The 24,739-nt window shown below is 45.3% G+C and carries 21 protein-coding genes; all 21 read left to right on the top strand.

The window, feature by feature from the left end; genetic code table 11:
* Positions 1 to 94 precede the first annotated feature (94 nt).
* The 21 genes from QVA83_RS13525 to QVA83_RS13620 all read left to right on the top strand — a co-directional run bounded on the left by QVA83_RS13525 (position 95) and on the right by QVA83_RS13620 (position 24,676).
* Entirely contained in the window at positions 95 to 574 is a 480-nt protein-coding gene (locus QVA83_RS13525) for a hypothetical protein (RefSeq protein WP_287498566.1), read from the top strand.
* A complete protein-coding gene (locus QVA83_RS13530; RefSeq protein WP_287498567.1) occupies positions 507 to 2,573 on the top strand; it encodes a phage terminase large subunit family protein in 2,067 nt (688 codons plus the stop codon). Before QVA83_RS13525 ends, QVA83_RS13530 begins: the two co-directional genes overlap by 68 nt.
* Positions 2,573 to 3,085: a hypothetical protein gene (locus tag QVA83_RS13535; protein WP_287498568.1), complete on the top strand. Its 513-nt coding sequence runs from the start codon at positions 2,573 to 2,575 to the stop codon at positions 3,083 to 3,085. Before QVA83_RS13530 ends, QVA83_RS13535 begins: the two co-directional genes overlap by 1 nt.
* A 3-nt stretch (positions 3,086 to 3,088) precedes the next feature.
* Positions 3,089 to 4,648 carry a phage portal protein gene (locus tag QVA83_RS13540; protein ID WP_287498569.1) on the top strand — a complete coding sequence of 520 codons (1,560 nt, stop codon included), beginning with the start codon at positions 3,089 to 3,091 and terminating at the stop codon, positions 4,646 to 4,648.
* Positions 4,645 to 6,534 (top strand): phage major capsid protein, encoded by a 1,890-nt coding sequence (locus QVA83_RS13545; protein WP_287498570.1) that lies wholly within the window; start codon positions 4,645 to 4,647, stop codon positions 6,532 to 6,534. The genes QVA83_RS13540 and QVA83_RS13545 overlap by 4 nt, the downstream gene beginning before the upstream one ends.
* A 59-nt stretch (positions 6,535 to 6,593) precedes the next feature.
* Positions 6,594 to 6,842, top strand: a complete 249-nt coding sequence (locus QVA83_RS13550) for a hypothetical protein (RefSeq protein ID WP_118494640.1) — start codon at positions 6,594 to 6,596, stop codon at positions 6,840 to 6,842.
* A gap of 2 nt (positions 6,843 to 6,844) precedes the next feature.
* Entirely contained in the window at positions 6,845 to 7,126 is a 282-nt protein-coding gene (locus tag QVA83_RS13555; protein ID WP_136781622.1) for a hypothetical protein, read from the top strand.
* Between the two features lie 2 nt (positions 7,127 to 7,128).
* The gene (locus QVA83_RS13560) at positions 7,129 to 7,680 is read left to right on the top strand and encodes a hypothetical protein (protein WP_287498571.1); all 552 of its coding nucleotides are present in this window, start codon (positions 7,129 to 7,131) and stop codon (positions 7,678 to 7,680) included.
* Entirely contained in the window at positions 7,680 to 8,078 is a 399-nt protein-coding gene (gene gpU, locus QVA83_RS13565) for a phage tail terminator protein (protein WP_287498572.1), read from the top strand. The genes QVA83_RS13560 and gpU overlap by 1 nt, the downstream gene beginning before the upstream one ends.
* A gap of 2 nt (positions 8,079 to 8,080) precedes the next feature.
* Positions 8,081 to 8,500: a phage tail tube protein gene (locus QVA83_RS13570; protein WP_287498573.1), complete on the top strand. Its 420-nt coding sequence runs from the start codon at positions 8,081 to 8,083 to the stop codon at positions 8,498 to 8,500.
* 38 nt (positions 8,501 to 8,538) lie between these two features.
* On the top strand, positions 8,539 to 8,967 hold the full coding sequence (locus QVA83_RS13575; RefSeq protein WP_287498574.1) for a hypothetical protein: 429 nt from the start codon (positions 8,539 to 8,541) through the stop codon (positions 8,965 to 8,967).
* Positions 8,968 to 8,996: 29 nt separating this feature from the next.
* Positions 8,997 to 9,275 (top strand): phage tail assembly protein T, encoded by a 279-nt coding sequence (locus QVA83_RS22495; RefSeq protein ID WP_502711465.1) that lies wholly within the window; start codon positions 8,997 to 8,999, stop codon positions 9,273 to 9,275.
* Positions 9,275 to 11,674, top strand: coding sequence for a phage tail length tape measure family protein (locus tag QVA83_RS13580; protein ID WP_287498575.1), 2,400 nt, complete (start codon positions 9,275 to 9,277; stop codon positions 11,672 to 11,674). The genes QVA83_RS22495 and QVA83_RS13580 overlap by 1 nt, the downstream gene beginning before the upstream one ends.
* A complete protein-coding gene (locus QVA83_RS13585) occupies positions 11,675 to 12,268 on the top strand; it encodes a hypothetical protein (protein ID WP_287498576.1) in 594 nt (197 codons plus the stop codon).
* On the top strand, positions 12,265 to 12,891 hold the full coding sequence (locus QVA83_RS13590; RefSeq protein ID WP_287498577.1) for a hypothetical protein: 627 nt from the start codon (positions 12,265 to 12,267) through the stop codon (positions 12,889 to 12,891). Before QVA83_RS13585 ends, QVA83_RS13590 begins: the two co-directional genes overlap by 4 nt.
* A gap of 3 nt (positions 12,892 to 12,894) precedes the next feature.
* Positions 12,895 to 15,786: a phage tail protein gene (locus QVA83_RS13595; protein ID WP_287498578.1), complete on the top strand. Its 2,892-nt coding sequence runs from the start codon at positions 12,895 to 12,897 to the stop codon at positions 15,784 to 15,786.
* Between the two features lie 46 nt (positions 15,787 to 15,832).
* Positions 15,833 to 17,191, top strand: a complete 1,359-nt coding sequence (locus tag QVA83_RS13600) for a hypothetical protein (RefSeq protein WP_287498579.1) — start codon at positions 15,833 to 15,835, stop codon at positions 17,189 to 17,191.
* Positions 17,181 to 20,078 (top strand): hypothetical protein, encoded by a 2,898-nt coding sequence (locus tag QVA83_RS13605; protein WP_287498580.1) that lies wholly within the window; start codon positions 17,181 to 17,183, stop codon positions 20,076 to 20,078. The genes QVA83_RS13600 and QVA83_RS13605 overlap by 11 nt, the downstream gene beginning before the upstream one ends.
* An 11-nt stretch (positions 20,079 to 20,089) precedes the next feature.
* Positions 20,090 to 20,884, top strand: coding sequence for a hypothetical protein (locus QVA83_RS13610; protein ID WP_287498581.1), 795 nt, complete (start codon positions 20,090 to 20,092; stop codon positions 20,882 to 20,884).
* Between the two features lies 1 nt (position 20,885).
* On the top strand, positions 20,886 to 23,693 hold the full coding sequence (locus tag QVA83_RS13615) for a PKD domain-containing protein (RefSeq protein ID WP_287498582.1): 2,808 nt from the start codon (positions 20,886 to 20,888) through the stop codon (positions 23,691 to 23,693).
* 290 nt (positions 23,694 to 23,983) lie between these two features.
* Complete coding sequence (locus QVA83_RS13620; RefSeq protein ID WP_014949607.1) at positions 23,984 to 24,676, top strand: tRNA-uridine aminocarboxypropyltransferase; 693 nt, start codon at positions 23,984 to 23,986, stop codon at positions 24,674 to 24,676.
* The last annotated feature ends 63 nt before the right edge of the window (positions 24,677 to 24,739 follow it).

A 24,739-nucleotide genomic window follows, 5' to 3' on the forward strand; every position in this document is an offset into this window, starting at 1 on the left:
ATATTTTCGCGGGTCCTTTTGGAGGCACCCCCTCACACGGCGCATAGACTCGCGTTTTTTTAACAGCTATAAAATCCCATAGGGGGGTTATATTTTGTTTGATTTAGATGATAAAGCTAAACAAACAGAATTCGCTTCTTTGGTTGGTGCTTCACAACCGGCCATTCACAAACATCTCGATAACGGAACCTTAGTTCGTGGCGGTACCTACCGCCAGTGGTTACGTGCTTATTGCGAAAAACTACGCGACGAAGCCAGCGGAAGAACCGCAAGCGACCAGCGCTTGAAGTTAGACGAAGCGCGAACGCGCGAAGCTTCTGCCAACGCGAGAATGAAAGAGCTCATGCTATTCAAAGAGGAACAGCTAATTCTCGACAAGGCACAAGTTCGTGAGGCTATCGACGGTTGGATTGCCCTGGCGAAATCTGAGTACACAAACTCGATAGAAAAAATCTTAGCTATGCTGGAAAGCCAGCATGGTATCACCATAGACAGAGAATCAATTGATGGAACCACAGCTGCTGCCATGCGAGTTATTGCAGACTTCCAGTTCCAATCTACAGACTCTGATTGACGAATGCCGTGCTGGGTGGCTACCACCTGAAAACATTCCAACGCGCGAATGGCTTGAAAAATACTTTCGACTACCTGCTGAAGACGCAGACTTTGCTGGTTTGTATAACGCGGATTATGTGCCGTACTTCTGGGGTGTAATGCATGCCCTAGATAATGACTTTGTTGAAATGGTCGGCTTAATGAAAGCCGCGCAAATCGGCTGGACGCTGCTTGAAACTGGCTGGATAGCAAAGCGTATTTGCTGTGAGCCCAGTCGAATTCTTGGGTTGTTTCCTAAAGATGATAAAGCACGCGACTTCATTGAAGAGAAGTTCGAACCTGTTATCAGGGCCACGCCAGAGCTTGCTAAAAAAGTTGATGTTAGCAGCAGTAGAAAGGCGGGTAACCGAAGTAACAAAAAGAATTTCCCTGGGGGTTCTCTTAAGGTTTTTGGCTCTAACTCAGTCAGTAACGTTAAGTCGACGCCATCGCCAGTGGTGCTGGTTGAAGAACCCGACGACACAAACGGTAACGTTGGTGATCAGGGTGATGCGATACGCCTAGCGCGTGAACGCATTAAGCGCTTTCGAAAACGTAAGTTTGTTCTTGGCGGTACCCCTTCCGTCGAGGATTTAAGCGAAGTTGAGCATTACATCAACCTCGGTACCCAGCGAACTCTGCCAGTGGCCTGCCACGATTGTGGCGAAAAGCACGTTTTAGACTGGGAAAATGTCAGCTGGGTAGAGCAAGATGAAGGCCCCGTTCACCCTGTTTACGGTAGAAATTTACCGGAAACGGCGGTTTATGCCTGTCCTCACTGTGGTAGCGCGTGGAATGACTGGCAGCGTCAGCAAAACATTTTCAATACCTGCAGAGTTGCAGAGGAAGAAGGTGATAAGTTCTGCGGTTGGGTGCCAACAGTTAACACTGATGGCGTAATTGAAACCTTCAAAGGGCTGTCTGAACTTTACGTTTGTATTCCTGGTACCTCGCTTTCTAGTTTGGTTAAGGACTTTCTTGAAGCAGAGCATGAAGCTGCAGCTGGTGATGAAGCCGGTAGGATAATTTTTCAGAATTCTAAACTGGGTAAGCCTTACGCATACCGCAGTAAAGATAACCTGAATCACGAGCAGCTGCAGGCGCTTGCCGACGACTACCCAGAGTTAACGGTACCAAAAGGCGGCTTAATTGTTACCGCTGGTGTCGATGTTCAGCACGATAGGCTAGCTATCATCATTCGGGCGTTCGGCAGAAACGAAGAAAGCTGGTTAGTCCTTTGGAAAGAGATAGCCGGTGACTGTGTTGATAAAGCTGACCCGGTCTGGGATGAGTTAGATCAGATACTTTTCAACGGTTTTGAGCACGAAACCCTAGGCAGGATTTACTTGTCAGCGGCGAGTATTGATAGTTCTGACGGTGGTACCAACCAAGCGGTTTATCACTACGTTAGAACGAGAAGTAAGAAACATAGACGCGTTCACCTTATGGCTATCAAGGGTGACAGTAACGATAACGGCAAGCGTGAAATATTCCGCTTACCTTCTGCCAAACTTGACCACAACAACGCCAAACGCTCAACCAAAGCCGATAAACACGGCGTTCTTGTTTACCTGGTTGGTACTCACAAGGCTAAAGATCTTCTATCAAAACGGCTTCAAGGTACCAGTGCTTTCATGCACAGCTACAAAGATGCGCGCGCTGACTACTGGGAACAAGTCACGGCTGAGGTCAAAGCGCCAAGTAAAAAGCTTCGCGGCCAAATGACTTGGCAATGCCGGAGCGGTAGACGAAACGAAGGTACCGACTGCGAAGTGTATGCGCTTCACGCGGCCATGTCTCAAAAGGTTCATGCCAAAACGAGCGCTCAGTGGGATGCATTAGAGAGCAGTTTAAGCCAGAAAGACATGTTCAGCGCTGAATTAGAAAGCGAAGTTGAACAGAAAGCTACCAAGCGAAAACGCCAATCATCTGCCACTCGCCCACGGCGAAAGCGTGGCTTTAGTACTCAGGTTAGATAATGAATGAACCAAAACGTTTAGTAAAAGGTGACTACGCCAAGTGGTCACGCAAAGTGGCGAACTCATCACACACTTACCAGTACATTCTGGTTGGCCCCGAAAGCAAATTTACCATCGACACGACTGTGGTTGATGGGGCGCTTCATGTTGACCTTGGTTCTGAAGAAACGAAAGCGTACCAGTCTGGTGAATATCGCTGGCATTTGTTTAGTGATGATGGCACTGGCCGCAAAACAGTAGACCATGGCTACATCATTATCGACGCTAACCCTCATGATTTAGAGTATTGCGACACAACCAGCCATGCAGAACGTGTTTTAAAGGCGATAGAAAAGCGTATTGAAGGCCGCATTCTTTCTGATCACGAAAACTATACCGTTGATGGTCGCAGCTTAACTCGCATACCTATTGAGCAGCTTGAAAAGTTAAAGCGCAAATATAGCTGGCGCGTTCGCAGTGTTAGGCAGAAGAAAGGCCTAACTAAACCCCCACGTCGAGCTTACTACAGGTAGTGTATGTTTAATCTCTTTAAAAAGTCGAAAGGCGAAACCGAGCGAGTTGAACCAGTTCTTGGGAAAGGCGCTGGTTCTAGCCGTGATCGTCAGCGTCATAAATTGCATGCACAGGAACGCTTTGCTGCAGCAAAAAGTCCACGTATCAGTTCAAATAATTTCTTTGGTTCTGGTCTTAGCATTGATGAAACGTTAAGACGCGATTTATCAAGAATTAAGGCTGCTAGTCGCAAAGCTGGTGAAGACGTTGGCTATATGAAGCGCTTCTTTTCCATGGTGCAGACTCACGTTGTTGGTGATAAGGGGCCGCGCTTACACGCTGAAGTTCGCGGAAACGATGGGAATTTAGACCGCGTAGCTAATCAATCTATCGAAAAAGCGTTCGCTAAGTGGTGCAAAATTGGCGTGTGTGAAATAAGTGGGCGCATGGACTTCATTGGGGCCATGCAGCTCATTGCAAAAACCGTATGCCAAGACGGTGATATTATCATTCGTCATATTCACGGCGCGCCCAATAAGTTTGGATATGCCATTCAGTTGATTGAAGCTGACCTGTTGGACGCCACTTTAAACAAAGATTTAGGGAACGGCGTTCGCATTAAAATGGGCGTTGAAATAGATAAGTGGGGCAGACATGTTGCTTATCACTTATTAACCAATCACCCTGGTGAACATACGTGGCGCCATGATAATACTGGCAAACGCTACGTTCGTATTCCTGCAGATGAAATCATTCTTCCTTTTCCAATGTTCCGCCCTGGTCAAACTCGCGGTGTTCCATGGGCTCACGCATCACTCTTAGATTTTCACGATATAGGTGGTTACCGCGAATCAGCGCTAGTGGGTAGTAGGGTTGCAGCTAGCAACATGGTTATCTACGAACGCGACCCAGAGCAAGAAGCCCCTGAAGAAGAGGATGAAGGTGATTTCATTTTCGAACTTGAGCCAGGTGGCGCAGCAATTACCCCAGAGGGTTACCGCGCAAAAGAAACAAACTTTCAGCACCACGGCGATACGGTTGAAGGCTTTCAGAAAGCCTCGCTAAAAGGTGCGTTTGCTGGTGTTGATGTCAACTACAACACAGGCGCGAACGATTATGAAGGTGTTTCTTGGTCAAGTCTTCGTCAAGCAGTACTCGAAGATAGAGAGCACTGGAAGCGACTTCAAGGCTGGTTGATAAGTCAAGTGGTTGGCGCGATATACCAACGCTGGCTTAAACATGCACTTTTGAATGGCGCCATAGATAACTTAAGAGGTTATGACCTAGAGCGCAGCGTTGATGCATTCTCATTCAAAGGCCGCAGATGGCAATGGGTTGACCCATTAAAAGATGAGCAGGCCATCGGCGCTGCCATGGATAACTTCACCGTGAACCCGATGGATGTTCTGAATGAAAAAGGTGTTGATGTCGACGAAATGGCTGAAGGCTGGCAGCAATATCTACAGATACTAGGTCCAGCGATGGAGCTGGCCAAAGGTTTTGGTATTGGCAAAGGGGCAAAAGTTGCAGCTGCAGCCAATAAGAACGCCCCTAAAAATGATGAAGAAGAGGGCGAACAGTGAACGTAAACAAAGTTACTGCAGCCATGTTGCGCAAAGGGCAATGCCCTGTCATGCAGCGCGACATGGAAGCGCAAATTGAAAAGGTAGACGAAGAAAGCCGTATCGTCACCCTTAGCTTTTCCAGTGAATATGAAGTTGAGCGCTGGGGATGGGTAGAAACCCTTGGTCACGAAGAAGGTGAGTGTGACCTGGCACGCATCAACAATAAAGGTCCGTTCCTTAGTGATCACAATTGGAACGACCAACGCGGCGTTATTCAAAAAGCATGGATTGAGAAAGGCCGCGGCTACGCTGAAATAAAGATGAGCCGCAACCCGCTCGGTCAGCAGCTTCTTATCGATATGCAAGATGAGATTCGTGTGAATGTATCTGTTGGCTACCGTATCCACGCCGCGAAATTAACCCGCGAAGAAAACGATTTAGATTACTACCGCGTTACCCACTGGGAACCGCTAGAAATATCTTCTGTATCAGTACCGGCAGACCCTACCGTAGGTGTTGGTCGAAACGCTGAAACAAACGACAACCCCGTAAAAATAACCACCACTGAGGTACGTAAAATGGATGATATCGAAATCCAAGACAACAACGCCCCGGATGAAACAGCCGAACGTTCGGTATCACCGGAAACGACTAACCAAACTAAGCGTGAATTCGCAGAGCCACGTAAAGTTAAAACTTCACCTGAAGCAAGCGATGCTCAACGTATTGCTGAAACTGCACGTCAGTACGGCGCGACTGAACTAGGTAACGACTTCATTGCTAAAGGTCGCAGCTACGAAGAGTTCAACAAAGCGCTTATTCGTGAGCTTCACGGCAAGCGAAAAGATCCCGAAGCCGAGTCCACTATGATTAATTTGGACATTGGTGAAAACGAGCTTCGCAAGTACAGCGTTATTAATGCGCTTCGTGCGGTTGCTACGGGCAATTTTAAGAAAGCTGGCCTTGAACGTGAAGTGTCAGAAGCTATCGCTAAACGTGTTGGTCGAGATGCTGACGGTATTTACCTTAGCTATGAAGCAATGGGTTATGGTTTGCGCCAAATGCAACTTGCGCGCATGCAATCAGCTGGCGGTGCGGGTAAAGGCGCTGAGCTTGTAGCTACCGAACTTCATGCTGAAATGTACATTGAAGCACTTCGCGCACAAGCAGTGGTGGGTCAATTAGGTGCACGCATGGTGTCTGGCCTTGTGGGTGATGTTGATATTCCTAAACAGAATGGTTCGGCAACCTTCTACTGGGTAGAAGAAGATGGTGCGGCTACAGATAGCGACCTGTCTTTCACTACTGTACAGCTGCGACCTAAAACGCTAGCTACTGCAGTTCCTATCACTCGCCGTATTATGAACCAGTCTACGCCAGATATTGAAGCGCTGGTTATGGCTGACATCATGCGTGGTCAAAGCTTAGGTTTAGATCAAGGCGCGCTTTACGGTTCGGGCATTGGCAATGAACCTACAGGTATCGCTAACACCAGCGGTATCGGCGCAATTTCGTTCGCTACACCAAATAGCCCTACATGGGCTGAAACAGTTGCATTTGAAACTGACGTGGCAGAAGCAAACGCAGACGCTAACACTATGGCTTATCTAATGCGCCCGTCTTTACGTGGCAAGCTTAAAACAACTGAGAAAGCTTCAGGTACAGGTCAGTTTATTTGGCAGAATGGCCGTGTTAACGACTACAACGCTGCAGTAACAACACAAATGAACGCTGGCCAGATGTTGTTTGGTGACTTCTCGCAAGCGCTAATTGGCTTGTGGGGTGCGCTTGACGTGGTACCTGATCGCGCTACCAAAGTTGCTAGCGGTGGTCTTGTTATGCGTTTGTTCCAAGACGCAGACGTTGCGGTTCGTCACCCTCAAGCTTTCTGCTTGGGTGAGTAATTCACATAATTTTTAACTAGCAAAGCACCTTCGGGTGCTTTTTTTTAAGGTAAAAGAAAATGGCTAGAGATAGTAAAAAAGTAAGCTTTGAGCTTACACGCGGTGTGCGCCTTATGGGTAAAAGCTACTTTCCTAAGGCAAAGGGTAAAACAATCATCTCGATTGATGCTTCGATGGCAAAGGAACTGCAGGCAGCGTCGAAAGGTAAAATTGTCGACGCAAAAGCTAATACTGAAATCGAAGTGCCAAAAATCGATGACGGTTTAGACGCGGCGTTTGGTCCAGAAACCGATGGTGAAAGCGAATAGCTATGAGCTTTCAAGATGATCTTGCCGCAGATATGGAGTCAGTTTTTTTTGCTGACTTTAAACATGTGGCGGTTATCTCTGGTGTAGAGGTGAACGGATACCTTTACACCAGAGCGCATGAGTTCGGTGAGTTGGACACTAACCAAGTTCAGTTCGACACGCCGAAAACATCGCTACCAGCCATAAAGCGCAGGGAGCCTATCACGGTAAATGGCGTTAAATACCTTTTCGTGACAAAGCAAGAGTCGGGCGAAGTTACCAGCTTGATCCTTGAGCGAGTTTAGTAATGTCAAAAATTGTATCGGTTAACTCAAAGCAAACCTTAGATGAAATGAAACGGATGAGTCGGCGCTTAGACTGGCACCGAAAAGGTGACGCGAAACGTGCAGTCGCAGCTGCAATTAATCACAGCTTAAACAAGTCGAAAACAAAAATAGTTCGGCGCGTGTCTGATGCTATGCAGATTAAGCAAAAACCTATAAGGCAGCGTGTAAAAATCACACGAGCAAAAGTGACTGCATTAAATGGGAAGGTGTGGATCGGCACCAATAGGATAACCGCCTCAGGGGCAGGCGCTAAGCCGCGAGGTGATGGCCATGCGGTTGGTCCTTACGAGTGGCCAAACACATTTTCCAATAAAAGTTTACGTAATATCTACGTTCGTAAAGGTCAGGGCAGAGGGAATATTGAGGTCGCCGGTTTTGGAGAAAAGTTCTCAGAAGTACTTCTTAAAAGAGCTGCTGTCGAAGAAACAAGGGATTCTCTGAATAAAGATTTTCCTGTAGAGCTATTTCGTCAGTTGACCTGGCGATTAAATAAAGCGCTAGGAATTAAGTAATGGCCACACGTTCGCAGATACGAGAAGCAATCCGCGCGATAGCGGAGCCTGCTGGCTTCTCAGCTACATTTAATTACTCTCCAGCGCAGATATTCGAAGACGAACTACCTGCGTTAAAGGTGTTCTTTAATTCTGGTGAAACTGAATATGACTTCGATGACACCGGAATTACAGAGGCACAAGTCATTGTTGAAATCATGCTTCGTGATCCGGGCAATATTGATGATGCATTAGACCAAAAAGCCACTGCAGTGCAGCAGCTGCTGCGCGAAAAACCCCAGTTAGACGGCCTGATTGAAGGCATGAATAGAACCAACTTTGCATACGACCGTGACAGTGAAACGACTATCGGTGAATTGCAGCTTACTTACACAATACAATACCTAGACGAGGATTAATCATGAAGGGTAAATTAGTCTCATTGCACTTATCGCCGGATGGTGGCACTTCTTTCGGTGAATCAATAGCAAATATTATGACCATGGAGCCTGGTGAAATGACCAGTGAAGTGGTTGATGCAACCCAGTATGGTACCGAACATGACTGGAAAGAGTCGGATTACGGTTTACGTGATGGCGGTGAATGGAATGTCACGGTTCGTTATCGCGAAACGCAGACTGATATTGAAAGTATTATTGATGCTTTCCATAACGGCACGAAAAACCACGTACAGGTGCAATTCCCCGCGCCAATTGCTAAAACGTTGTCATTCCGATGCCTAACTACAAAAGTTGGTTATGCAATCCCAAAAGAGGGGCAAGTAGACAGAAGCTTAACGCTAAAAGTCGACGGTCCAATTCTTGAAGAAGATCTAGTTTAATGCTTGGCTTCTTTAAGTGTTTTATCGCTGAGCGTAAGATGCCGAAGGATAAAACCTTCGCGCATCGCGCGCAAAGTGCAGTAGCTAAATTAGGGCGATGGCTTATTGTTGAGCTTTCTGCAGCAGATGCTGTAGTGATCATGGACCAACTCAATCTTATTCAACGTTCCCATGCTGACTTGGAAGAGAAAGGGCGCAATGTAATGGCACTAAGGTACCAGGCTATTGCAATGTCGTTACGTACAAAGTCTGGGCGTATACCTTTAAAGTGGGATAGTGAAACTGACCTTCTGTTTCTTGCATCATTCCCGCAGTCGAAAATTTCATTAGTGCTTGCAGAGATTGCCAGTGTTTCTGATATGCCTTGGATAGACCCCCTCTATCAACCGCCGAAAAGTGAAAGTGACTCTCAATCAGAAGAGCCCGAGCCGCTAAGCGACGAGGATTTAGCAAGAAACCCCTCATAGGCCAGCCCTATCGAACAGCCACACTTAGGCTGGCCTTAAAGCTAGGCTGTGAAGATGCAGATTCCCTTCTAGATAGACTCAGCGCTTCAAAGCTTCTCGAATGGTTACGATTTGGCGAAATCGAGCCCTACGGGGGAAAAATAGACCAGTTTCAAGTGGCTGGTTTGCGCGCTCAAGTGGCAAATTACTTAAGTAAAAAGGGTGATAAACCCTTCGAATCTAGCGATTTTATTGTTGGATATCGCCCCAAAATGCAAATCAAACCTATGTCTGTAGACGAGCTTTATAAGCGCTTTACGAGAAGATAATGAATAAAAAGAACTACGAAGTTGAGTTAACAGGTAATACTCGGTCTTATCGCAGCGAGTTAGGGCGTGCGATTGCAAGTAGCGACCGCTTTAACAACTCAATGCGTGGATTATCACAGGGTGCACAAGCTATTCAGGGCCCAATGGGTGGCGTGGCAAGTCGGGTATCTGTCGTTAATTCATTGTTTTCTTCTGGTGCTGCAGTCACTAGCGGATTAGCTGCGGCATTAGCTGGCCTAGTTGCGGTTGGCTATAAGTCGCTGCAGGTGTTCAATGAATACGAAAAAAGCCAATTAAGAACCGAAGCACTAGTTAGGGCTACTGGTAATGCGGCTGGTTTCACTGCTGAGCAACTACAACAACAAGCAAACCAAGTTGCGTTAAGCACGCTGGCGAGTGTGCAGGGAATAACCGAAGCGCAGAACGTTCTTCAGACGTTTAAGTCTGTAAGCGGAGAAACCTTCACCCAGGCCGTGGAACTTTCTCAGGATATGGCCGCTGTTTTTGGCGGTACCGCTAAAGATAAAGCCCTGCAATTGGGTAAAGCATTAGAAGATCCTGTAGCGGGTATTAATGCACTTAAGCGCAGTGGTGTTAGTTTCACTTCTGCGCAGAAAGACATGATTCGCTCAATGGTAGAAATGGGCGATACTGCAGGCGCTCAAAAGGTCATTCTTGAACAGCTTGCGGGGCAAGTAGGCGGGGCTGGTTCTGCCGAAGCTGGCGGGTTAGCAGGTTCAGTAGACACGCTTGGCCAGCGTTGGGATGAATTATTACTCAGTTTTTCTGAAAGCTCATCTTTAGGTGGTGGCGTTAAGAAGTGGCTAGATGGTATCTCGTATTCACTTGATAAGTTGCGCGGCAAAATTGCGCCAACTATTGAAGAGTTACAAATAGAGCTCCAGTACCTCGAAAACACCCAGCAGAAATCAGCGACTAAACGCGGTGCCAACGCGGCAAAAGCAGCTAATGCTATTCGTTCAGCGGAAGCCGATGAGCTCAGAGACCAAATTCTGCAGATGAAAGCAGAACAGGGCGACCTGCAGGCGTTAGATCAGCTGATAGAACAACGAACCAGTGAACTTGGCAATTTACGCCAGCGCCTACCAAATGCGAGTTCGGAAGGTACCGGCTGGTTCGGAAGTGGTGAGTCAGAAAAAGAAGAGTTACAGAAGCAACAAAGAAAAGCTGCTGCAGAACTTCAAGAATTTAAGCGACAGAAAAAGCAACTTGAAGCAGCTAACCAGGCGCACGTAGAAACGCAAGCCGCTATCAAAGAAGAAGCAGATCAGACTGCACAAGTTAAGCGCGAAGAAGAAACTGAGAAAATGGCTTCAAGCCTTCGTGCGCAGTATCAGCGAATCTACGACGAAGCACTGGCAGCTGACGGTAGAGAGGTAGAGTTAACTAACTTGCGCTACGAGCGCAAGGTTGAAGAGATGAACGCAGAGCTTGAGCTTATGCGTGAAAAGGGGCTGCTAACTCAAGAGCTCGAAAAGGAACATCAAGAAGCACTGAATAATCTTCTACTAACGAAAGAGGAGAAGGTTGCAGAACTGAACCAGCGCGAAATAGATGCGGCAACGGAGAAGTATGCTGCAATACGTGAAGCTGCGCTTGAAGCTGGCGGAAAAGATGAAGAATTAGCCCAGTTTAGGCATGACAAGCGTGTAGAGGAAATTGAAGCTGAGCTCGACATGCTACGCGAAAAAGGCTTAGCGACACAGGAAATTGAGGCCGCACATAAGCAGGCAATGGAAGACCTGGAAGCCACTCACCAAGGAAAGCTTGCTGAAATTCGCGATGAAGCAAGAGAAGAAGAACGCAAGAAGGAAGAAGAGAAGCAAGCTCGTCAGCAAGAAGGTTACGGAGTTCTCTTTGATACGGCAAACAGCTTTTTCGATGGTATGGAAGGGCGTGAAGCCGGCTACGCACGCATGGCTTTATCAATCGGTGAAACGTTACTCAACGAGAAGAAGCGAAAAAGCCTGCAGTCTATATGGACTAACACCATGGATGCGGCAATGGGTGCTTATAACGCCTTGGCCAGTATTCCCTATATTGGGCCAGTGTTAGGTGGTGCTGCTTATGCTGGCGTAGTCGTAACAGGTGCGGCAGCAGCGGCAAAGTTAACGGGTATGGCGCACAGCGGTATGACAAACATCCCTTCCGAAGGTACCTACCTATTAGACGGTGGTGAACGGGTTGTTCAACCAGAACAAAACCGTGATCTCACACGCTTCTTAAGTTCATCAGAAACCAATAATTCTCAGAGTATGAGCTTTAAAAACGAAACGCATATTCACGGCGATGCATCAAACCGCGACTGGCGAGAGGTGGCATTGCGCGACAAGCGTTTCATTCGCTTGTTCAAAGCACGTCTTGAGAGGCCAGTATAAATGTCTGCTTTTCCTATTCAGTTTTTTAGACAAGTCGAAGTTACGTTAATTCTCGACATTATCAAGCCAGAAGAGCGACTTTACGAAAACAAATCATTGGGGAGCGAAGACCCTTATTACCTCTTCGCGCTTACCTCAGTGCCTGTTAGTCATGATGATGCTATGGAAATCAGTGGCGTTCTTGACTGGTACAACGATTCAATTAGGAATTTTCTTCTACCAAACCCACTAAAGTCGGTTAGAAAGCACAACGGTCTTTATCTAACAACGAGTGGATTTGTTGGTAGTCAAGTTTTACATGTTGCAGGTTTGCCACCATCACGCGCAAAGGCGGTGTGGGGTGGGGATTTTGTTCAACCCGACATTAACACCAAAGGCTATCGGATTGCCTTCAGTGCCAATTCAGACGCAACAGGCCGCGCCACAATAACGCTTACTCAACCACTTTTACACAATATTCCTGCGGGTACACAGATTCGCTACGGCGATGATGTCAGCTTTCAGGTGTGTGTAAAGAACCGTAATGGTGGTGAGTTCGGCGTTAAAGATGCGGGAAAAACCATCTTCGATTTAGAGTTAATGGAGCAGCTGTGAAGAATTTGTCAGCGTCAGAGATTGAACGTTTAAGAGGTTATAACCCGACTCGCTATCAAACATACCTGGTCAAGATGAATATAAATGGAAATATGCTTTATCTGACAGATAGGGATGCCCCTGTTTTCTATGGAGGCGTTTACTATCAACCGGGTTACATAACGTCTGACAGTATTGATGAAATTGAGGTTACGTCTGAACCATCTACAAATGAATTTAATACTACGTTAGATGCGCGCGACGGCTCGTTTATCCCTTATTTTCTAAATAAAGGCTGGAATAACTCTGAGGTAACAGTTTATGAACAGCACGGCGATAAATTAGGCGTAATCATTACCCTTAATGTGTTCGAAGGCTTCATAGATTCTCGCGATATTCTGAAAAGAACTAGGAAAATCGACGCGGTTTTAGCATCAGTCTGGGCTGACTTCGAAAAGCAAGCTGGTACCAAAACCAATTCAGGGTCACATCAAAAATACTACCCAGATGATACGGCTTTTGAGCATGTGGCCAGAGCCAAACGAAAGATTTATTGGGGCAAAAATGCGCCCGTTGCGTCAAGCAGTGGCGGTTCCTCTGGAAGCGGCCGCTTCAATCCGCCAGGTATAACACATCAGGTTTAAAAAATGGGCTTTTTAGAAGATTTAGGCGGAGCTGTATTTGGGTGGTTAGCACCTGAAGCGCCGGAGCCGTTGCCACCTGGTACTGAGCTTACGTCAGCGCAGACTGATGCGCATATTGGCAAGGTGATTGGTAAGGTCAACAAAATAACAGGCAATATTATATTCAAAGAGACTAATGATGGTGACTCTGACGATATTAAAAATGACTTGCTACATATCATTGTCGTGTGGGCTGAAAAAGTCGTGTCAATTGATGAGGTTTATGTAGACGATATTCCTGTTTCTTCTGATAACCCTGCGTTTTTCCATGATGATGGCGGGCGCGTGGTGCACATGCGTAATTTTCCTGATGGCATGGACAGCTATGAAGATCCGCTACTTACTGCTGCAGGGTGGAGATTATCAGACAAAGCTTCAGGGAAAGCGTGTAGCTACATTCGTCTTGAATATCATGGCGGTGAATTTGCTATCTCTTCAGAGCCAAAGATTACCGCTGATATAACGGGTACAACTCATTCAAACCCTGCTTTAGCGTTACTTGACTACCTCAAAGATCCGCTATACGGAAAGGGGCTATCTTCTCACCTAATCAATACAAACTCTTTCTACAAAGGTAGGGACCTTTGTGATTCTTTAGTCGATGAAGTTGTTGGTCAGCCCAATCAAAGACCGCTATTTAGCTGCAACTGCAAGCTAGACACCAGTAAAGATATATTGGAAAACGTCAATGTACTGTTAAAGCCAATGCGGGGCTGGCTACCTATTATAGATGGCCAGTTAACTTTAGTTATTGAGCAAGATGATGACCCCGTAAACATACCAATTCTCGAAAAAGATATTATCGAGATGGATGGTGTTTCTGAAGGTAGCAAAAACAAGCGGTATAACCGTGTTGCTGTAACGTACTATGAGCCTGCAGCAGATGGTACTGCTCAGGAAGCTGTTTATCCACCGAAAGGTAGTGCGTTAGAAGCTCAGCTATTAGAAGAAGATAACGGCTTCATTAATGAAGGTACGGTAGACCTAATTACTTGTAATAATTATTACGAAGCTATTGAGTTCGGTAAAACGTGGCTTGAAATTTCACGCGAACAAACAAAAACCCGCATACATTTGCCTAAGTGGGCGTTGATTTATGACGTGGGTGACATTGTTCCTGTTTACGATTCGTTTTTAGGCTGGGAAGGAAAGCTATTTCGGATAGAGCGAATTTCCTCTAATAAAAAACGGGTAACACTAACAGTTCGAGAGCATCAGCCTTATATATATGACTTCTTTGGGGAGGGGAATAAACCCGAAATACCTGATACCACATACAGCTTTACTAATCCCGATGAGCCAAGCGACATAACGATTGAGCACGTATATTCAGCGTTCGTTCAAGTTAAAATCTCTTGGTATTCTGAAGCATCACGTTTTCTATATCAGGTGTTAGATGAACAAGGATTGCTAATAGAAACTGACTCAATAGCGCGTTATCACGTAAACCTTTCAGGCTACGCGCTTGGTACCTACCGTTTTAGAGTGATGGCGTTAGGTGGGCTTTCTGCACGAAGTGGATGGGCAGAAATACCGTTGATAATGCAAAAGCCTGGCGTTCCAACTGACATTACGATAAACCCCACAGCTACAGAGTTGGAAGTTATCCCATACTTGGCCGGCTCTGATAGCTCAACCGCGTTTTTGTATTCCATTAGTCACGACCCAACAGATGAAGAGCCGCCTTTGCCATATCGTGGGCCAGCTCATGCTTATACGTTCCCTGGCTTAGCACCAGAACGTGATTTCAAAATATGGGTTTGCTCATCCAATGCTCTGGGCGAGTCGCAATGGACATTCGTAGTTGCACGAACCTCTGCAGTTGATGAATTTTGGGGCAATATTGTTAGAACGGTAATGTTACCAGGCTTACCTGAAAACCTTGGTAACACTATAAACAGTGTAGTCAATGATGTGGCCAACTGGTCACAGCAGACTAATGAGCTAGGCGAAGAGTACTCGACGTTGCTCTACAGCGTGACTGAAGTAGCACAAGAAAACCAAGTGATCAGCTTGGACGTGCTTGGCGTCAAGCAAAAGATAGGGAATAAGAGCGTTCAAGCTCAAATTGCAGATTTCAAAAATGCTCAGATAGGCTATGAAGATGAAAACGGTGAATGGATAGAAGGCGCTGCTTTCGCTCAAGCTTTCCAAGAGATAAAAATAAACAACTTGGATGGTGATCAGGTTAGCGTTTTTTCATACTTCGAAGCACTGGAAAATGCAATCGGTGAAGTAAGGGGGCAGATTCAATTCGCTATCGATGTGAACGGCCGCTTAACTGGTATGTTCATTGAAGGTAGTGAAAGCGCCAGTTCAATTATTCTGGCTGCTGAAAACGTTAAGGTCACCAGTCAAGATGGTGTCGTTTGGCAAGAGTGGGACAGTGTATCAGGCACCGTTAGGTCTTATGCAACAATATACGCAGAAAACATCGAAGGGGATATAACAGATGGGGCTGTGTTAGATATGCGGCCTATTACGTTTGATGGTTCTGGCACACCAACCCAAGAGCACGTACTTGTTAATTTTCTTATCAAAAAGCAACCATTCGAACGTGTTGCTTATGTTCACCCCATTCCAATTCAGTGGGGTAGCCTGGATAGCTTATTCATCACTGCAGATGTTAATGGCAGCTCAGTACATGTTATCTCAACACCCGGCGATACATTCAAAGGAGACAGCCTTTCTGGTGTCGTTGTGAGAGTACCTTCAGATACCGATGTCGTTGTGAATGTCAAAATTCAGGGTAACAGCAACAATGGAACATGCATCATAGACGGTGATGTTTTCGTGCAGGTATTTAAACAGGCATTTGGTATACAACAGCTTCAGCAGGGCCAACCTGTCCAATAACAACGGCTCTAAATAAAGCCGTTTCTTCTCAGATATCGGAAAAACAATGAGTACCTACGTTTTTAGTCTCAACGACATCAGTGTTGAAGACGGTAGCCCACTAGTGTCTGTAAATAACTCAGATTCGTTCTTTGGGTTGATCGAGGGTAGCCAGTTATTCATCGCTGGCAAATTACCAGCAACAATTATTGATCATGACACTACCGCCAACACGCTAACGCTTAAATATAACTGGCAGCAAGGTGATTTAAGCAACGTGGCAGCTCAAGTAGTGCCAATAGGGGCGGTGGGTGTACTTCTTCAAGCGTTAGAAAATAACAGAGCTGCTTATGCCGCATTTTTAGAGAATGCGGGGAGTGGTGAAGTTGAATGGGAGAGTATAAACAACCCTCCACAAACTTCGCTTAGATGGCCAAACTTTTCTGAGCTGGCTGGCAAAATATCGAAAGAGCAACTGCCAGACGATATTGACACAGACAACAAAAAAACTCAGGCGATGAGCCCTCCGGTTCGCCAAAATCAAAGTCTAACTCATATTTTGAGTGACTACCCAACGCTGAAAAAAACTGAAGAGTTGCCCAGCGATTCCCCGAACAATGAGCGCCAAATAAGATTTGATGACGTTCGCGGATTAGTACATCTATCTCTAACAGATAAGTGGTTAACGATTCCAACAACTATAGCGACGAGAAAATTCGCGATCTTCTGGAGAGGTCTAATCATTCGGCTTAACTCGGCCTATACGGGCAGCATAAAAATGCGCGTATATCCGATGGGAGTAGGCGGTAATGGGCTTCCTAATAACCCCACATTAGCGAATCATCAATGGCATGAGTACGAAACAACTGTAACAAACCTATATAAAATTGGTGAATTTAACAGTGAATACTTCGAAGGGATTATAGATTACGTTGAACTTGATAGTTCATGGGCTTCTTTAGATTCTGACCATTCATACTATCGTGACTTAAACGGCTATTTTGATGTCGCTTTTGGCACGCTAAGAAGCCCGTTTAAAACATTCTATCTGCGCAGCGATAACCATTGGTATGGGGAAGACATAACTCCTCAGACGCCGAATTACATGGGAGCTAGTTGGCAACAAGACCCGAACGACTTCAGGCGATATACCGTCACTGATGCGGACGGTGGTACTGATGCGCTTCGATTGTTTGGTGATAACTCGGACGAATATAGCTTCGAAATTATTCTCATTGTTCACTCTCTCAATCGTGACATGGCTATAACTATTTCAAATAGCGCTCCAAACATAGCTTACGCCGCCGAGCCATATCGCTTCATAACCGAAGCTGAACGCATCTACTTTAAAAGAAAAAATGGGGCTATTACAGGAACAATGACCATTGAAGCAGTAAGAATTAGGATTCCAGCTCATGAGTATTAATCGCCTTTTTGATGTGAACTTAAAAACCGCTCAAGGGTGGACACAAGGCGAAGATTGGTCTGAGTGTAACCCTGTTCAAGATTTGAATGAAATCTATCATCGTGTATACAGTAATTCTCCTGAGGATGATCCTAACTTCAGACTTGAGAGAGGTGATAATTTCTACATAGGTGCGCATCCTTCAGAAATACGCGACTGGACGCCCAGAAAAGCACCATGGAACTTTGATATCGACGAGGCAAGAGAAGGAGCATGGTTCTCTTTTTACTTTGGCCTGCAAGTTGGTGAAAGCGAAATAGACACGAGTTTAGATAATCATTCACCTTGGATTATCAACGCGCCTGAAAACTTCATTTTATTAAGCGCGGATTACCACCGCTTTTACAGCGTAAAAATCAAGGACTCTCAAAACTTTCTAAAACTGACTAAAGACAATCGTGGCACCGAAATACATGGCGCGATTATGAGTAACGCAGGGCTAATAAACACAGGTGGATACCGTATGTTTGATTGGGTTTTGAGAAGTTTAACGTTTATAAAAACCTTACTAAAAGCTTTAGATATTCCTATTGGCTCTAGCAACGTATCTATGCAAGGTTTTGATATTACCGGCTCTGGCGATATTGGCATTGCAGTGAGAGCTGGCCATTCTGAAATAGAGATTATTGGCGGTAAAATTGTAAATGAGAATAACTTGTTTGCTGAAAATCCTACGCCTTTTATTGGGGTCCATTTAGAGCAAGGTTCTAAAGCGATTGTTCGGTATGTCGAAACTCAGGGTTTCAGCGATGAAGGGTTTAGGTTTGAATGCCCTGTTGATGTTAAGGGTTTAACGTCAAGCTACGATTGTAAGGGTATTCATTTTTCTGAAACTTCTACCGCTAGAGATTGCATGGTTTCATGGACGCGCAGAGTGCAGGGTGACGGGTTTGCTTACGAGTTCAAAAAAGATGGTGAGCTTAACAACTGTGGATGCAACTTAGATGAAACCAGCGGGCTTGGTGTAATTGTAGGTCATGCTGGCTCTACTATTACTATTAACGGGGGTGATTATAAGGCACTAGCCCCCTTGCCGTTTGTGTACGCTCGTGGGGCTTGTACCTTTATTTTAAACAACGTTACCGTGAACGGTGAACTGTATAATGAAACCGTAGAGTTAAGTGAAGGCGAAAGCTGGCGTGGTGTAAAAGCTGAAGTATTTGACGATCTACTACCAGTGTACGCAAATAAAACACTGTCTCTACCTTACATGCACATTCCGCAACTAGATAATGCGGTGTCAGTGCAGGGTGCTGAAAATGCTTTTTCTAGCCAGATTGATTTGCCTAGTGGGGCGAGAATCGTGCCTACAGGTGATGGCTCTTTAAGGTACATGCCTTTAGATAATTGGTTGCATTTAGACCCGGGTGAAGAAGCTATCGATTACTTCAGATACAGTACTGAAAACTTTATCTACATGCACCGATTTAAAATACTGCCTTCACCCGAGGTAGGTGCAAAGGTAGTTCAACCTGATGCGTTTAGCGGTTCTGGCTGGTCTAAAAGTGGTGGTAACTATTATGCAAACAGCACAAGCAGCCCGCTAAGTGCCAGTTACAATTTTGAAGAAGGTGAGGTTTATCAAATCTCTTTAAAGTTGGTAGGAAGCGAAGCCGGTTCAGTTACACCCAAAATTGGCAGCACAGTAGGCCAGTACAGCCATAGTTTAGAAGGTACAGAAGTTTGGTTAATCCGTGCGCCAGCTAACGCCACGCAAATACAGGTAACGGCTTCTGACTACAAAGGCAACGTTCAAAATATTTTTGTGCGTAAGCTGCTTAGAACCGAAACCCCAGCAGTACCAGAACTAAATGCAACGGTTAATGGTAATACCGTCAATTTAGAGTTCGATGTAATGCCAGTGCTTCGTCTTAAATACATTCATACCGCTGACGTTTATAAAACAGGCGTACTTGCGCAAAATGAACAAGACGGTTACAGAGCGTCAGATTCTTCGAAACATTACCTTTTTGAAAACGTCGAGGTAAGCAATCGTAGGAACGGTGTAAACCTTCGTGGTGCAGAATCCCTCGAGGTTTATAAAATGAACTTCCTCGGTGGATACACTGGCACAAACGAACGTTGGCAAACGGCGATAGTAGGTGATTTGCACGGCCCGTTTGTAAAAGTGCAGCAAATACTATTCTGCACCGTTGATTTGATGCTTGATTCTAACTACGGCGATTACCAATCCCAGTTCGGGAATTCCGACTGCGTTGTAGTTAATGGTGCTTACCACGGCGAAGACGCGTTCAAATATTCTGCGCATATATACGGAAACGATTTTAGAAATAGTTCGGATGGAGTAACGGATCTCAAAAAGCGAAGTGAGATAAATTACTCGCGATACGAAGGCGGGTGCAAAATGCTGCGATCCCACTCCAAAGGTTCAGTTACTGTGTGTAATACAGAATTTGTTAGAACTTCTGGAGTTCGTGAGGTCTTCTATCCAAGCCACTCAAGCCCCTATATCGAAATTTGGAACTGCGCTGTAGATAACGTTAGGTGCGTAAGCAAAGAGCAGCTAATGAACCAGCCGAAAGGCTTTGGTACCTACAGCACCTTCAGTCCGTTAAGGACTCGACCCAAATTAGTCCATGTTTTAAAAACATATCCCACATTGAATGATTTAAACCGTGCGGCAATGACAGACATGGAGTTTCAATTTTCGAGCAATGCTGGCGCAGACTGGCAAACTCTTGATGTTCCTAACACTGGTTTACCCGGTGTAGTTGGGTGCTTTAAGCGTTCACTGAACTTTTCTTCAGGCACATACAAGATCAGATGCCGTTGCCTAAACGGTGCGCTAACTGGCGCATGGTCTAATGAAATTACAATTACAGTATAAGGGCTCTAATTATGGCTACTTTAAATTTTGATGGGGCAAATGGTAACTATGGGGATGGCTTCTTACAGGCTGGTTCATGGATTTTAGAAGATGGAATTTTAAGAATAACGGGGTCAGCCCCAAGTGGCGATGCTCGTATTCTGTGGGAATCTGCAAGTAATGGTTCGTTGACGTTGCGCGTCCTCGACCCGAAAACAAGTCCCTCTTATGCTGCGATTTTCTTCAGGGCTACAGACTTAAATAATGGCTTTCATTTTCTAAATCGCGCCCAAGATAACCGTCTTCGCCTTATCAAGGTTATTGATGGTGTAACCCAATCCCCAGACTTGTTGGATATAACGCCGGCAGGAATTGGAGGGGCATCAAATAGAACTTTGAGCGTAGAGTTGGATGGAGACACAATTAGATGCTTCCAAAATGGTACGCAGGTCGGTGGAGATATAACAGACACGTTTAATCAGAATGCAACCTTGCACGGTATTCGTACAGGTTCTGCAGACTATGACTTTGACTACATCACAATTCCTGATCCTGCAGTAGCGGCGACAAAGAGTATTACTTTTGATTTGCATCAAGACTTAGTTGGGGTTTCAGGCGTCAACTTCTTAATTTCACCTACTCCTCTAGGTGACTCGATTACTTCAGGCGCGTTAGATACTTCTTCTAGCACCGTAACTATTGATTTAGATGCTTTCCCTTCAGTAGCTGCTGGTGAAACTCTTATGCTTATTGCTACTGATAAACAAGCTGCAAATGACGATGCCGACATTATTGCGTGGTCTTCAGCGACTGTAACGGAGGCGTAATATGGCTAACTCAGCATTATGGCCACAGCGCCTAAGTTCATTTAACTACGTTGATAGCGGTGGCGCTATTCCTGACTTGCCTGCTCTACCTCTACCCCAGTTTGTCAGCGGGTTCAAAAGAAAGATAAACAAGATAGGTAAGTTGTTTGATAAACCTGCCTCTATGGTTGATGACGAGGAGTTTTGGGCTCGTGTCTATAAGACCGTTTATATTCCTGGTTGGCCGAGTGAAATTTACCCGTTAATCATGTACTCATCTTCTGACCATAGTACAGGCAATGGCGGTATTTATGTTCGTGTATGGAGAAAAGCAGACGGGCCACTAACAGACGGGGCGGCGTGGCACGAATGGCAAGATGTATCAAATGAAACATGGTTCGATCACATAGTTCAGAAAACTAACCCTATCTACTACAAAGAGGTGCAGACGGAAACACCACAAATGATAGTAGATCAGGGATTGGTTTATTTATTTACTCACGATGGTGCTGTGAATGCGGGTAGTGAATACGGCGGTAATGTACAAGCAACCACATACGCCACAGGCTCAAACGGAATAGATTTTACGTATAAAGGTATCATCAATGCCTACAACCCTAAGCTTTTCTCAGGGAACGGCCATGGTGGTTACTTTGATGTAGGGCTAAACAAAAACCCTGCTATCCCGTTTAAATGGATTGCTAAACAAACCAAAGGCGGTGGCTTTGACAACCGTGGACCCAGTGTTCGCATAGTGGGTTCAAATACCCTAAGCGCTCGATACTGGACTGAAATTGCAGACGTAGGCCGAATGCAAGGTCAACTTAAACAGTACAGCCCCGCAGGGAAAGAAGACTGGATTTACATACCAGAAAATCCGCATAACCAAATTAAAGAAGGCGCTTACTGGAAAATTAAAGGCACTTTTAGACCCAACGTTGTAACTGGTGGTGTAGATGCGGGGGCGGTTCCGTGCGAATTTTTAGTTGATGACTACTTTAATTTTGTGTCAGAGCCTAATGTTATGGGCGAGCTTGGGGCCGCTGGCGAGTTCGATGATGATGAACTTCAAAACTTTCACGAACTTGAATATGAAGGTGTTGTGTATGGCTTTTATAAAGCCATGCAGAATGGCGCTTCAGTTAGCTCAATCGGTATTTGTACGGTTACCGAAGAAGCCGCTGACTGGGAAATTTTCAACCCTTTAAGTCAAAGGGCAGTGCAGCAATCCTATGCCTCTGATGGCGTTAATTTACCCACAGGGCTAGCGGTCACCCCCAGCCTATCAAACTACGATTTAGAAGGGTTGAGCTGTGTATCGTTGTTGTTGGACATGGATGAATCTGAATCGTCCATAATCTCAACGCAAGGCATTACCCCTAAAGACCACGACATCATCGATGTAATGTTCAAGAACATCGGGAAAGACACGTCTGATGCGATGCTTGTTGAATTTGGTTTAACCGATAGTTTGACCGCGCCAACGGTTCAGTTTAACTATCGATGGAATCCTAGAGCGACAGCAACTACAAGTGCCGCACGCTCTGAGAAAATGGCTATAGACACGTTAGGTACATCAAGCGATGGTACTACGTTATCGCGTAACTATTTTGGGCAAAGTGGTGGGCGCAACTCAGACAAAGAACAAGATGAGTCTAGCCAGTCACGCCACAATGTTGGCTTGCGCCTTGTGCCCGCAACTGGCCAGTTGATCGTACTTGAAGGTGTAGCTGGGCAAGAAATTATTGATATAAGCGGGTTTGACTATAACAAGCCACTTTATGTCTTTATTAAAGCGAAGCTGGACAGCTCATTAGGTGCTGACCCTGCAACGGCTGACGCTGCCGTTACATTTGAGAAAATAGACCTAATCACATATAGCGCTGAAGCAGTAGCTGTGCCGCAAGCGCCAAGCCTCGCGACGTCTAAAACCAGTGAGTCAATTGCTTTAAGCACTAACACCGTTCCTGGGGCTACGGGCTATAAATTCTTTTTAGACAACCAACAAAATGAAACAGGTTCATTTACTGGCTTAGAGCCAGAAACAACCTATACCGTTTATGCTCGTGCGTTCAATACCCATGGCGATTCAGCACCGAGCGCAATACAAACTGTGACCACAGATGAGGCAATACCAGTGAATCAACCCCCAACAGCAAACGCTGGCACAGATCAATCAGTAGCGGCTGGCGTCGAATTTACACTTGATGGAACTGGCTCCCAAGACTCTGATGGTACAATAGTCGAATGGCGCTGGTCGCAAACGGCTGGCGATCCTGTCATTCTTGATACTTCAAACCCATCACAACCAAGAGCAACAGCACCAAGTAGGATCTCAGCACAAACGCTTACCTTCCAGCTAATAACGGTTGATGATGAGGGAGAGGAGAGTGCGCCTGGTACCGTAAATGTAAATGTTGCTGCTGTGGTTTTATCTGAAATTTTGAAGGTCTTAGAAAGACTAGATTTTGATTTGGTAACGCAAGGTGATGTCAACGCGTACTATGGGCGCGCCAACAGAGAAGTTATGAAGCTTAAACCGTCAGACCCCACAGGGCTGGCGCTTGATGCAAATGGCTTCATGATGCTCGACAGTAACACCATAGAAGAAGTAAAAGTGATTGCTGAAGGCAGCTCAATATCCTCCAATACTGATTCAATTAATCTGGACGGTTCAGAAATGTTGGTTAGATTGGGCGATTTGGAGGCCTCTAAAAACGGTAATATTTACTTCTCAATTGTCGTTTTTGTCGAAGGTGATACTAAAGGCGTTGTTGTATCTTCGAAGGGGTCTAGTGGCAATAAACCGATGTCATACGTGACACTTTAGCTTCATAATATCGGTGTTTTTTTAACGGTATAATGCGGCCTCTAGGGCTGCATTATATTTTGAAATATAATTATATCTTATTGATAACGTTGTTTTTTATATTGTGATTTAAAATCCCTCGCTGGTAACAGCGTGCCGGTTCAAGTCCGGCCCCGGGCACCATTTATCTACTCCCAATTTTCCAAACTTTAGTTCAAAAAATTGATAAGACAATTGCGCTCTTTTATCACAAATTACTATGGTAAAATCCATAAAAATATTGGCAAAGACGTACTATCTTGAATTCTGTTATGTCACTTCGTTTAGACGAGTTATCTCGTGCTGAACGTCCATTCCACGCTCGTGGGAGTAAAGTAGTTCGCTGCGACGCGTGTCTGCTTCCAACGCAAAACTGTATTTGTGAATTTAAGCCTGAGGCTGGCACTGATGTGGCGGTTTTGTTCTTGATGTACAAAGGCGAATATTATAAGCCTACTAATACCGGTCGTTTAATTGCGGACGTGGTTAAAGATAACCACGCATTTTTGTGGAAGCGCACCGAGCCAGAAGAGGCGCTATTGGCGTTACTTCGCAACGAAAAATATTTTCCTATCGTGGTATTTCCACACGAATATGCTGCAGCTGAACGTTGTATTGATACGCCACCATTGAATACTGGGAAAACGTTACTATTTATTTTCTTGGATGGAACGTGGCGTGAAGCAAAAAAAATGTTCGTGAAGAGCCCTTACTTGCATGACTTTCCTGTGTTGGGCGTGAGTATGGACGTAGCGTCAGATTATTTACTACGCGAATCTACCCATGATTTCCAACACTGTACTGCTGAAGTTGGTATTAGCGTTTTAGACCTTGCGCAGCAGAAGCAAGGGGCGCAAACCTTAGCGCATTATTTCAGTGTGTTTAGACGGGAATATTTAAAAGGTAAGCCGCATTTGCAGCATAAGCTTGCGTTTGCAGAGTCGCAGGTTAAAAGTAACATTTAAAAAGCGTCACTTTTATTTGCGAAAGTATTGTTTTCCATCCACTATTTCATATTAACAAAACAC

This window comes from Alteromonas sp. AO-Serp, assembly GCF_017849675.1.
Classification (GTDB): domain Bacteria; phylum Pseudomonadota; class Gammaproteobacteria; order Enterobacterales; family Alteromonadaceae; genus Alteromonas; species Alteromonas macleodii.